Consider the following 12,606-nt stretch of genomic DNA (forward strand, 5'->3'; position numbering starts at 1 on the left):
TTCAATTGGTTTCTTTCCCATTTTAAGATAAGCAGCAATTTCACCACGTTCTGTGGCTGAGAGATGAGAATAGGATGAGTTTCTGGTAGAATGAGTATTGGACATGTTCATTTGCTTTCTATACTGAGTTGGGGAATTCTAGTATATCAGACGAACATGTCTTTTTTGTTGCATTTCATTTTACAACGCGGGAAAAATTATCTATTGCCTTATTCTAACTGTCTGCCGGGCTATAAATCTGTTCCTTGGCTTGCTTTTTCTTTCAACTCTGACTGCTTGGCGCGCCGTTGTCTGAAGAAGTCCTGCATGATTTTTGCGCAGCCATCTTCCAAGATTCCCGACTCGACTTCAACTCGATGATTGAGACGTGTATCTCGCAATACATTGTATAGGCTACCTGCTGCACCAAATTTTTGATTTGGGGCTCCGTAGATAACTTGTGGGATTCGGGCTAGTCCGATGGCCCCGCTACACATAACACAGGGTTCAATGGTTACAAAAAGGGTTGTATCTAGCAAACGCCAGTTCCCTTCAAAGTGATTAGCTTCTTGGATGGCCATGATTTCCGCATGCATGATTGCCTGGTTCAGTTCCTCACGCGCATTGTGACCTCTACCAATAATATTACCATCTTTGACAATTACACATCCAATCGGTATCTCATCCTTGGCAAGTGATTTTTCTGCTTCCTCCAATGCAGCCCGCATGAAGCGTTCTTTTTCTTCTAATGTAAATTCCATACTTCCATTATAACAGAAAAAGAGCTCTCGAAAGAACTCTTCTATAGAATAAACAATTAACCTAAACGTTGCTTAGCGTCTGCTGCACGTTGGAAGGCTTGACCGACATAGTTGATACAAAGCATCATAATAAGGATAAAGATAGCTGCTGGCAACCAAATCCAAGTCTTGTTTTCCAAGATGTCTGCATTACGGGCATTTGAAATCAATGTACCCAAACTTGGAACTGTTGACGGAAGACCGAAGCCTAGATAAGTCAATGATGTTTCGATACCAATATTTCCTGCAAAGTTGAGGGTCAAATTGACAATAATCAAAGAACTCAAGTTTGGCAAAATCTCACGGAACATAATCATGAAGTCGCTTGTTCCAAGTGTTTTCGACGCATTGACATAATCCAAGCTCGCTTCTGACAAAGTTCTTGTACGGAAGAGACGGGCTTTGGCTGTCCAATAAAATGCACTCATGATAAAAATGAAATGATAAATTGTATAGTTTTTAATAACTGTTACAAATACAATGATCAACATTGTTACCGGTAAAATCATAATAAAATCAACAATACGCATCAAGAAGCCGTCCAAACGACCACCATAATAACCTGAGATTAACCCAACTGAAATACCAATGATACTAGTGATAATGGTAATGGTGAAACCGATGATAATGGAGTTACGAGCACCAATAATCAGTTGACCAAAAATGTCTTTTCCGCCTTCATCCGTTCCCAAAATATAGCCATCAACTCCTGGCTCCAAGTAACGTCCTAAAAGATTGACTTTCATAACTTGCTCTTGATCCATTACCAAGGCACCGATGAAAACAGCCAAGAGAACTGTTACCAAGATAATCAATGAAGCTAAAGCTAACTTGTCCTTCATAAATTCTCGTGCAATAACACGAAAACCACCTGGAGGAGTTGAAGCTGATTGTACTTGTTTTTTAATTTCTTTACTCACCTTACTCCTCCTTTTATTTCACACGAATACGTGGATCAACAATACTCATGATAATATCTGAAATCAAGGTTCCCAACAAAGTTCCCATACCAAAGATTAACAAGAGGGCCAAAATGACACTGTAATCACGGCTTGAGATAGAGTTAAAGAACAATTGACCGATACCAGGATAGGTAAAGATATTTTCAATAAAGATAGACCCACCAATCAAACCAGTCAATTCATACCCCAAGAATGATGCAATAGGTAAAATTGAGTTACGGAAGATATGACGGTTGTATACCACACGCTCAGGCACACCTTTGGCACGAGCTGTACGAACATAGTCCTGACTCTTCGCATCGATAATTCCGGTACGAAGATATTGGATTGTTACTGTCGTTGACAAAATAGCCATGGTAATCGCTGGCAAAATCATATGATGGAGACGACTTAATATAGCTGCAAAGCCTTCAACTCCACCACCGATAGAACCACGCGTCGGAAACCAACCTAAACTAAAACCAAATAACCAGAGCATCAAAATCGCAAATACAAAAGTTGGCGTTGAGAAAGTCAAGAAATTGTAAACACCAATGACTTTATCAGCAAGTGAATTTTGATAACGACCCGCAATCATACCTAAAGGAAGGGCAATAGCATAGGTCAAAATCATAGTAAGCAATGATAACCAAATTGTGTTATTCAAACGCTGCATAATCACATCGATAACTGGTTGTTTAAAGAGGAAACTTTGTCCAAAATCACCCTGCAAAAGATTTCCTACCCAGCGAATATATTGAACCGGAATTGGATCATAATATCCCGCTGCAATCCGTTTTTGTTCAATAATAGCAGGATCAATATTAGGGTCAATCATACCGGTAAATGGATCACCAGGCATCATTTTTGCAACAAAGAATGCAATGACACTCAGAATGATAATCTGAGGAATCATCATGAGTAAACGTCGTAATACTGTTTTCCACATCTTAGTTCTTACCTCCTTCTGGAAGGGCTACTTGATGAGTTGCTGAAAAAGCTTTTAAATCGTATACACGACCGTTTTCATCATAGTACTGACCTTGTTTTTCTTGGTACTCCTTTTCTGCAGCCAAACGTTTTTCCTTATTTTTCAAACGATTCACCGGATCAATTGATGGAATCGCTGACAAGAGACGTTTGGTGTAGATATGCTGTGGAATACTATAAATATCATGTTTATTTCCTGTTTCTACAAAACGACCACGGTACATAATGAAGAGTTCATCACACATGTGCTGTACCACACCAAGGTCATGAGAAATAAAGAGATAGCTAAGTTTAAATTCATCTTGGATACGTTTCATATAGTTTAAGACCTGAGCTTGAACAGACAAGTCCAAGGCAGAAACTGGCTCATCAGCAATAATCAAACGTGGGTTACTAGCCAAGGCACGAGCTACTCCAATCCGTTGACGTTGACCACCTGAGAATTCATGAGGATACTTAATTAAAGCTTCTTCATTGAGACCAATTGTATCCAAGAGCTGAAGAACTTTTTTCTTTTCTTCATCTGGTGAAAGTCGGTCAAAGTTACGAATTGGTTCTGCAATGATGTCCAAAATACGTTTTTTCGGATTGAAACTTGAAAGTGAATCTTGGAAAATCATCTGAACATCACGATTAAAGTTGCCTTTTTTTCCACGTGATTTGTTGGTTACATTTTGTCCTTCATAAATAATTTGTCCTGAAGTGGCACGCTCTAAACCAATAATTGCCTTACCAATTGTTGATTTACCTGAACCTGATTCACCAACCAGACCATATGTCTTACCTTCTTCGATTTCAATGTTTACACCATCCACAGCATAAACATGATCAGTAACACGGTTAAAGAAGCCACTACGAATTGGATAATGGACTTTTAAATCTTTTACTTCAATAAATCCCACTATTAGGCCTCCCCTTCAAAATAGAATGTTTCATGGCAAGTACAACGTACAAAATGGTTAGGTCCAACTTCATGCATAACCGGATTTTCTTCGTGTGTTGCTGCTTCAATCCACGGAATACGTGGTGCAAATCGACAACCTTTACGCAACATCTTTGTAATTGGCGGTACAATTCCGTCAATTACATGTAACTCACCGCCTTCATTTTCTGATTGCGGATTTGATTTCAAAAGAGAACGGGTGTATGGATGTTTAGGATTGGTAAAGAGTTCCTCAACAGGAGCAACTTCTACAAACTGACCACCGTACATAACTGCTACACGATCTGCTGTTTCTGCCACCACTCCTAGGTCGTGAGTGATCAAAATAATACCTGACCCAGTTTCTGCTTGAATATCATTTAATAAATCCAAAATCTGTGCCTGAATAGTTACATCCAAGGCTGTTGTCGGTTCATCGGCAATAATAATCGGAGGTTTACAAGATAAGGCCATGGCGATAATGATACGCTGACGCATACCACCTGACAACTCATGTGGATACTGCTTAAATGTACGTTTAGGATTTGGAATACCTACTTGAGCTAATAATTCCAAAACACGCTCCGTACGGGCATTGGCATCCAAGTCTGTATGATAGAATAGCGCTTCATCAATCTGTGCACCAATGGTCATCAACGGATTTAAAGACGCCAAGGGATCTTGGAAAATCATACCAATATCATTTCCACGCACCGTATTGTACTTGGCCTCGTCCATCCCAATTAATTCCATATCATTGTACTGGATGCTACCTGTAATTTTGGTATTTAATGGATTATGTAGCCCCATAATTGTTGTTGCCAAAGTTGATTTACCACAACCAGATTCTCCAACAATTGCTAGGATTTCATTTTTTTGTAAGGTAATATCAACACCGTCAACTGCATCAAAATAATCATCACCGATGCGGAATCCAACGTGCAAATCCTTAATGTCTAAAAGCGGTTTTTCAATAGCCACGCTTTTTCCTCCTTTGTTCATCAGTTCATTCAACTTCTTTCATCCTTCAAATCAAATATCCTTAAGTCTATGAAAACTGACCTTTTTATATCTTTTTTAATAAATCCACCAAGTCTATATAGGATTTGATAGCGTTTACTAAAAACTAAAAATGACATCAATCATTTTTTGTATACTGGTTCTACTATACCATAATTATCAGAAAATTCCAATAGCAATCTGAAAAAAGCCAACCAAGTTGGCTTTTTCAGATTCTATTATCTTCTTTATAAAACTATTCTGCCGCTACACCTTTATCAGCTGTCAATTCGATATTTTCAAGAGCAATACCTTTACCTGAAGCTGAACCATAGTTAGAATCATAGTTTTTCACACGCTTGTTCAATGCTGTAATAGACTCAGATTCAAATGTTGGAATAGCAAATGCTTGTTCGTGAGCATATTTTTGCCAAGCCTTGTAGTTTTCAAGGTTTGTTTTCTCATCGAATGAAGCAGTAGAACTAATTGCATCCAACAATTTTGTATTTTCTTCAGATACGAAACGTGACATGTTGAAGGCAGCGATAGGACCCCAAGTACCTGTTGGGTTTGGATCGTAACCAGTTGACCAACCACCAGCATACATATCAATTGCAGGGTCGTTTGCTTGAAGTGCATCGTAGAAAGTATTTACTTCAACAGTACGGCCAGTGTACAATTCAACATTCAAGCCAACTTCTTTCCACCAAGCAATGTATTGTTGTACGAGTGCTTCGTTCGCTTCTGTACGTTTACGAGCTGCGAAAGTGATTTTGAATTCTTTACCGTCTTTACCTTCACGAATGCCGTCACCGTTTGTATCCTTGTAGCCAGCTTCATCCAAGAGTTTCTTAGCTTTTTCTGGATCGTATGTATAGCCTGCCAATTCAGAATCATGAAGTTCACCAAAGAATGAAATAATCATTGAGTTTGCTGGGTGGTATAGACCATTGTACAATGACTCACCAGCAGTTTTGGTATCAATCGCATAGGCAATCGCTTGACGAAGTTTCACATCATTCATCTTAGCATTCTCATCCATAACGTTCTTGCCAGCAGCTTCGTCATATTTACCAAGGTTGAATGAAATATATTCGTAAACTGAATCCAAAGATCCAACGATGTTCAAGTTAGAAGCATCTTTATATGAATCCAACTGGTCAACAGGCATATCTGCGATATCGTAGTTACCAGCCTTCATTTCAGAAACGATAGTATCAGGAGAGACAATATCAATTTTCAATGAACTTGTTTTTGGTGTTGTACCCTTGAAGAAGTGTTCGTTTGGAACGTAAGTGATAGACTCACCGTTTACGATTTCCTTGATTTTCCAAGGCCCCATACCTACAAGTTTAGCAGTACGTGAATACTCGCTCTTTTCCCAATCAGCCACAGGAATATCTTTGTAGATGTGTTCTGGTTGGATATAGGCAGGTACATCACCACCGGCATACATCATAGAAGGTGACATTTCTTTCACAGTCAGTTCAACTGTATAATCATCGATTTTCTTGATACCTGAAATGTCTGATGCTTTACCGTCAACAAATTCTTGCATACCTTCAATGTTCAAGAATTTATCATCAAAACGCACACCGGTATAGTCTTTGCTTGCCAATGACTTGATTGTGAAGATATAGTCGTTGATTGTGAATGGTTCACCATCTGACCACTTGTAGTCTTTACCAGTCAAGCTAACAGTGATTTTTTTACCTTCCACATCAAATTCAGCTTTAGCAAGACCTGAGTCATCTAATTTACGATCTCCATCGTAACCAAACATTGAAATATCAACCATTCCACCAAATGTTGAGTCAGTTGTATTTTCAGTCAGCTCGTCAATCAAAAGACCTGAAGAAGTTGTAGGAGATACCCAAGCATAATTTAATTGAGCACCAGAAACAGCTGTTCCATCTTGAGAAACATCTGCTGGGAATGACAAGTTTTGTTCTGATGAACTTGATGACGACTTAGCACCACAAGCTGCTAAAACAGATGCAGATAAGAGTGTGATACCTGCTAAGGCAAAGAGTTTTGTTGTCTTTTTCATAAAACACCTCTGTTTTCTTTTTTTTGGGACATAGATTTATGTCTATGAATAGTATTATATCATAAAATTTTATTAAAGAAAGCGTTTTTGTCAGAAAATTTTGTAAAAAACCAAATTTTCTATATTTTCTAATAATTTCTAGCCTTTTTTCATGTGTCTAGCCCCTTTACAATATGATATAATAGGAAATAATCGATTAAAAAGGAATTTTATATGAAAAAATACAGTTCATTCTTGATAGTTTTTCTACTTTCCATTATTCTAGGAGGCCAAACCAGTCTGGCCGAGGAGCAGGTTTACCAGGCGGCAGCTGAGCATGCCATCGCTATTGAAGTCGAAACAGGAAAAATTTTATACGAAAAAAATGCCCATAGCCCAGCCAGCGTTGCTTCTATCAGTCAGTTGTTGACGGCCTACTTGGTCTATGAAGCTATTGAAGAAGGAAAATTGACAATGGACAGCCCTGTAGCCATATCTGATTTTCCCTATAAGCTGACTCTCAATACAGAAATCAGTAACGTTCTTTTAGAAAGTAGGGAATACACGGTCGAACAGCTGCTCCGGGCATCATTGATTGTTTCTGCCAATAGCGCAACAATGGCCCTGGCTGAGAAGGTGGCAGGTAGTGAGAAAGCCTTTGTGGATTTGATGAGAGAAAAAGTCCAATCCTGGGGTATTGGTGATGCCACGATTGTCAATGCGACTGGCTTGAATAATTCCTACCTCGGGGATGAACGCTATCCCGGCACTGGTAAAGAGGATGAAAATAAATTTTCTGCTGCGGCAATCGCCCTTATTGCCCGTCGTCTGGTCTTGGATCATCCTCAGGTACTGGACATCACCAGCCAACAAAGCTTAACCATGGATGGGCATACCTATTATGGTGGGCATGGGATGTTGGAAGGTAAACCCTATCAGCGTGCAGGTGTAGATGGTTTGAAAACGGGATACTCTGCTACTGCTGGCGCCTCCCTGGTGACAACTGTTGACCAGCAAAATATGCGTGTCCTGACGGTTATCCTCAACGCCGACCACAGCGATATTGATCCCGATTACCGCTATATCGCAACGACCAATTTGCTCAACTATGTTGCCCAGCATTTCCAATCTATTACCTATCTAGGGCAGGGGAAATCCTTTGATGACAGCTCTATTGAGATTTTCAATGGACGCGTCGACACTAGCCCAGTTGTTGCCCAAAGAGACTTTAGAATTCCAATCAAACGCTCGGCTGTCGAATTGCCAACCGCTTCTTTTAAATCAGTCGAAGGCCCTCTTGAGGCACCACTTAAAAAAGGAACAGCAGCCGGAAGACTGTGGCTCCATGACTCCGACCTGATCGGCAAGGGTTACATTCAAGAACAACCAAGTCTTGAAATGGTCATCGAAAAAGAAGTCAAGGCTGATATTTGGCCCGTCTCTTGGTGGAATTACTTCGTCCGCTATGTCAATGAAAAACTGTAATAACAGCAAAACGACTCCCGCTTTTCGCACGGAAGTCGTTTTTTGTATATGTCTATAAGCTAGAAAAGAAACCAGTCGCTTTGCTTAACTGTTTATTTGGCTCAGACAACCTTGGGAGAGATTAGCTGAGGTGGGAAATAGGAACTGACGGAAGTCAGTTTACTTCACAACGACGTTTACTAATTTATTCGGATACAACAGTCTAGGAATAGACTGTTGTAAATCGGAAATAGGGCCAATAAGCGAGTTTATTTCACAACAATATTAACTAGTTTGTTCGGAACACTAATCACCTTCACCACTGTTTGACCAGCGATTTCAGCTTGGACTTTTTCGTCTGCAAGGGCAACTTTTTCAAGTTCAGCTGGTGACAGGTCTTTGGCTACAGTCAAGCGAGCTTTTACTTTACCCTTGATTTGGACAACGATTTCCACTTCGCTTTCTACCAGCTTACTTTCATCATATGTTGGCCATGCGACATAGCTGATTGACTGGCCTGTATTTGCAAGACCCTGCCAGAGTTCTTCTGCCAAGTGTGGCGCAAATGGAGCAATCAATTGGACAAAGCCTTTGGCGTATTCGACGTAAAGCTTGTCTTCCTTGTTGGCTGCGTTGACAAAAATCATGAGCTGGGCGATAGCCGTGTTGAATTTCAGGTCCTCAATATGCTCAGTCACCGTCTTCACAGTTTCATTGTAAACTTTATCAAGCGCTCCGCTATTGTCCGAAGAAATTTCCTTCGTTGTAATCAGGCGGTAAACGCGGTCAAGAAACTTACGGCTACCTTCAAGACCTTCTTCTGACCAAGCGATTGACGCATCAAGTGGGCCCATGAACATCTCGTAAACACGGAGGGTATCCGCACCAAACTGCTCGACTACATCGTCTGGGTTGACCACGTTTTTAAGGGACTTAGACATCTTAGCAGGTGCCTGCTCCAACTCTTCACCAGTTTCGATGTTGAAGAAGGAACCATCACGTTTTTCAACCTTATCTGTCGCCACAAGCGCCCCACGGCTGTCGCGGTAGCTAGTTCCCAAAATCATCCCTTGGTTAAAGAGTTTTTGGAAAGGCTCTTTGGTCGGCACAACACCGATGTCATAGAGGAACTTGTGCCAGAAACGAGCGTAGAGCAGGTGAAGGACTGCGTGCTCAGCACCACCGATGTAGATGTCCACTGGCAACCAAGCTTTAAGAAGCTCTTCGTCTGCCAATTTCTCGTCGTTGTGTGGGTCAATGTAGCGGAGGTAGTACCAGCTTGAGCCCGCCCATTGTGGCATGGTGTTGGTCTCACGGCGACCTTTGACGCCATCTTCACGTGTCACTTCTAACCAGTCTGTCAAGTTAGCAAGTGGTGACTCACCTGTACCTGACGGCTTGATGTCTGAGGTTTTTGGCAATACCAGAGGTAACTCATTTTCTGGTACGGCTGTGGAAGTTCCATCTTCCCAGTGGATGATTGGAATTGGCTCACCCCAATAACGCTGGCGGCTGAAGAGCCAGTCACGGAGGCGGTAGGAAATTTTCTCCTGACCGACACCATTTTCTTCCAGCCAAGCTACCATTTTGGCAATAGCTTCTTCCTTGTTAAGACCATCTAGGAAGTCGGAGTTGATGTGGGCACCGTCTTCTGTATAAGGTGCTTCTTCTACATTTCCACCTTCCAAAACTGGAATGATGTCCAAACCAAACTGCTTGGCAAATTCCCAGTCACGTTCGTCGTGGGCAGGAACAGCCATGATAGCACCTGTTCCATAGCTTGCCAGCACATAGTCCGCAATCCAGATTGGAATTTCTTTGCCGTTTACAGGGTTGATGGCGTAGGCACCTGTCCAAACACCTGTCTTGTCTTTTGCCAGATCTGTACGGGCAAGATCTGATTTAAGAGAAGCTTGGCGTTTGTACTCTGCCACAGCTTCTGCCTGCTCAGGCGATGTAATGCTATCTACCAAATCATGCTCAGGAGCAAGGACTGCGTAGGTCGCACCAAAAAGAGTATCTGGACGGGTAGTAAAGACTGTGAAATCCTTGTCTGTGTCCTTAATCTTGAAGGTCACATTGGCACCGGTTGACTTGCCGATCCAGTTGCGTTGCATATCCTTGATAGACTCTGGCCAATCAACTTCTTCTAGGTCGTTGAGCAAACGCTCTGCATAAGCAGTGATTTTCAACATCCATTGACGCATTGGCTTGCGAACAACTGGGTAGCCACCACGTTCAGACGTTCCGTCAGGAAGGACCTCTTCGTTGGCGATAGCTGTTCCCAATTCTTCTACCCAGTTTACAGGCACTTCTGCCTCGTAGGCTAGGCCTTTTTCATACAACTTAGTGAAAATCCACTGGGTCCACTTGTAGTAGTTAGGGTCAGTCGTGTTGACCTCACGGTCCCAGTCGTAAGAAAAGCCAAGGGCGTTAATCTGACGCTTGAAGTTGGCAATATTTTCTGCTGTAAAGTCAGCTGGGTCATTTCCCGTGTCCATAGCGTATTGCTCCGCTGGCAGACCAAAGGCATCCCACCCCATTGGGTGAAGAACGTTGTAACCTTGGGCACGCTTGTAACGGCTGAGAATGTCCGTCGCCGTATAGCCCTCAGGGTGACCAACGTGCAAGCCTGCCCCAGACGGATAAGGGAACATATCTAGGGCATAAAAGTTTGGCTTTTCTGCATCTGTTCCTGTCTTAAAAGTATGATTTTTTGCCCAAAATCCCTGCCATTTGGGCTCGATTTCCTTGTGATTGTAGAAGCTCATATCATTTCTCCATGTCAATAAATTATCTTTACCATTATATCACGAATAAAGCAAAGAAAAAAGCAGAAATCACGGGGGATTCCTGCTCATTACTCTTCATTTCCCAAATACCCCATCAATCCCGCCACAGCTTTCTCCCCGTCCGCCAGACCCAGCCCATAAATCTCGTCAAATTTGACTGGATTTTTTTCCAAACGTCCTATTTCGAGCGACTTTTGAGGGCGGACTGCAAAAACCTGACCCTGATGTTCCAACTGGATAATCTTTTCAACCGTATCATTGTAATGCTGGTAACGTTTTGAAGCCACCGCCACAAACTTAGGATATTTCTTGTAAAGCAAGCGGTAGACCCGCCCGCTAGAGGGCTTCTTGCGGTAATCAATGGGTTGTGTCAATATCACAATCAATTTGTCAAACCCCAGGCTTCTAGCAAAGTCCATAGAGATGGAGTCCGAAAGACCACCGTCTAAATATTTTTTCCCATCAACTTCGATAATTTTCGAGACCACCGGAAGAGCCGAGCTGGCTCGCAAGAGCTCCATCTGCTCAAAGACATGATCAATTTTGTAATACTCAGGCAGACCGGTTTCGACATTGGTCACTGTCACATAGAAAGGCACGCCAGACTTGGCAAAGGCCTCTTGGTCAAATTTGTCCAGCTCCATAGGCACTTTGTAGTAGGTAAAATCCTTGTTGACCACATTACCCGTCAGCAACCAAGACCGCAAACTCATATAGTTCTTGTCCTTGATAAAACGCTTATTGTAGCGGAGGGCTCTCCCACGTTGCTTGGATAGAAAATTGACACCAAAAAGCGCTCCAGCCGATACACTGACAATCCCGTCCACCTTGATGCCTGCATCCAAAAATGCATCCAGTACACCAGCCGTATAGAGCCCGCGCATGCCGCCACCCTCTAGAACTAGACCAACCTTCATCCGAAACCTCCACAAAAATATGATTCTATTGTAACAGAAAAAACTCTCTAAGGTATATTTTAGCCAATCAACAAGATGCACGCTCTTTCCGTCAAAAGTGATGACATGCTATAATAGGTCAATCAACATAAAATGAGGACGAACATGATTAGCATTAAAGAAATCACCCTCAAGAACCAGCAAGATATCAACATCCCCAATCAACCCTTCCCTCTGATAGGTCGGCTTATCCCATCCTATCAGAACCAGGCTTGGTCCAGATAAGCAGTCCTTTTTGAGTCAACCGAATGGGTGACCTTTCCTGATGAAAACTACGATTTTGAACAAATACAGGATAGTCATATCTTCATCGGCGCCTATGATGACAACAAATGTGTCGGCTTGGCTATCCTACAAAAACCGCTATTCAAGTATATCTACCTCCACGACCTAAAGGTTTATGCAGACTATCGCCAACAAGGACTGGCTAGCATGCTGATAGACAAGGCCAAGGAAATTGCTCAGTCAAAAGGTTACCAGGGAATTTATACCATCGCTCAAGACAACAATCTCATCGCCTGTCAATTTTACCAAAAGGTCGGTTTTGAAATTGGTGGTCTAGATACCAGGGTCTACAAAGGAACTGCTCAAGAAGGCAAGGCTGACATCTATTTTTATTTGGATTGTGACTAAGACATGGCAATGTCCATGAATCTCTACTTTCCTCGTCTGGGGCAGATAAGGATTTTCTCTGTATCAAAAAACTTGGCCAGGTGACCAAGTTTTTATTTGTT

At 41.9% G+C, this 12,606-nt stretch carries 9 protein-coding genes and 2 pseudogenes; 2 read left to right on the forward strand and 9 right to left on the reverse strand.

What is annotated here, in order from left to right:
* The 7 genes and pseudogenes from ACHBID_RS09900 to ACHBID_RS09930 form a co-directional block, all read right to left on the reverse strand.
* Nucleotides 1-105 (reverse strand): annotated as a pseudogene (locus tag ACHBID_RS09900) (IS30 family transposase); the annotation flags it as partial.
* 125 nt (nt 106-230) lie between these two features.
* The gene (gene tadA, locus ACHBID_RS09905; protein ID WP_105122749.1) at nt 231-740 is read right to left on the reverse strand and encodes a tRNA adenosine(34) deaminase TadA; all 510 of its coding nucleotides are present in this window, start codon (nt 738-740) and stop codon (nt 231-233) included.
* Between the two features lie 56 nt (nt 741-796).
* Complete coding sequence (locus tag ACHBID_RS09910) at nt 797-1,699, reverse strand: ABC transporter permease (protein WP_394732218.1); 903 nt, start codon at nt 1,697-1,699, stop codon at nt 797-799.
* A 13-nt stretch (nt 1,700-1,712) separates the two neighbouring features.
* A complete protein-coding gene (gene opp4B / locus ACHBID_RS09915; RefSeq protein WP_105160732.1) occupies nt 1,713-2,669 on the reverse strand; it encodes an oligopeptide ABC transporter permease in 957 nt (318 codons plus the stop codon).
* A 1-nt stretch (nt 2,670) separates the two neighbouring features.
* Nucleotides 2,671-3,612 (reverse strand): ATP-binding cassette domain-containing protein, encoded by a 942-nt coding sequence (locus ACHBID_RS09920; protein ID WP_105110707.1) that lies wholly within the window; start codon nt 3,610-3,612, stop codon nt 2,671-2,673.
* A 2-nt stretch (nt 3,613-3,614) separates the two neighbouring features.
* Nucleotides 3,615-4,634: an ABC transporter ATP-binding protein gene (locus ACHBID_RS09925; RefSeq protein WP_172074246.1), complete on the reverse strand. Its 1,020-nt coding sequence runs from the start codon at nt 4,632-4,634 to the stop codon at nt 3,615-3,617.
* A gap of 253 nt (nt 4,635-4,887) precedes the next feature.
* Nucleotides 4,888-6,681: an oligopeptide ABC transporter substrate-binding protein gene (locus tag ACHBID_RS09930; RefSeq protein WP_394732219.1), complete on the reverse strand. Its 1,794-nt coding sequence runs from the start codon at nt 6,679-6,681 to the stop codon at nt 4,888-4,890.
* A 213-nt stretch (nt 6,682-6,894) separates the two neighbouring features.
* Here ACHBID_RS09930 and pbp3 point away from each other — a divergent pair, with 213 nt between their 5' ends.
* Nucleotides 6,895-8,145, forward strand: coding sequence for a D-alanyl-D-alanine carboxypeptidase PBP3 (pbp3, locus tag ACHBID_RS09935; RefSeq protein ID WP_105123005.1), 1,251 nt, complete (start codon nt 6,895-6,897; stop codon nt 8,143-8,145).
* A 248-nt stretch (nt 8,146-8,393) separates the two neighbouring features.
* Here pbp3 and leuS read toward each other — a convergent pair whose 3' ends face one another.
* Together leuS and ACHBID_RS09945 are read right to left on the reverse strand one after the other, a co-directional pair.
* Nucleotides 8,394-10,895: a leucine--tRNA ligase gene (gene leuS / locus ACHBID_RS09940; protein ID WP_105123004.1), complete on the reverse strand. Its 2,502-nt coding sequence runs from the start codon at nt 10,893-10,895 to the stop codon at nt 8,394-8,396.
* An 89-nt stretch (nt 10,896-10,984) separates the two neighbouring features.
* Entirely contained in the window at nt 10,985-11,833 is an 849-nt protein-coding gene (locus ACHBID_RS09945; protein WP_105123003.1) for a patatin family protein, read from the reverse strand.
* Between the two features lie 144 nt (nt 11,834-11,977).
* Here ACHBID_RS09945 and ACHBID_RS09950 point away from each other — a divergent pair.
* Nucleotides 11,978-12,505: pseudogene (locus ACHBID_RS09950) on the forward strand (GNAT family N-acetyltransferase).
* Nucleotides 12,506-12,606 lie beyond the last annotated feature (101 nt).

The sequence above is a fragment of the Streptococcus sp. A25 genome (genome assembly GCF_043674095.1).
Lineage (GTDB): Bacteria > Bacillota > Bacilli > Lactobacillales > Streptococcaceae > Streptococcus > Streptococcus suis_V.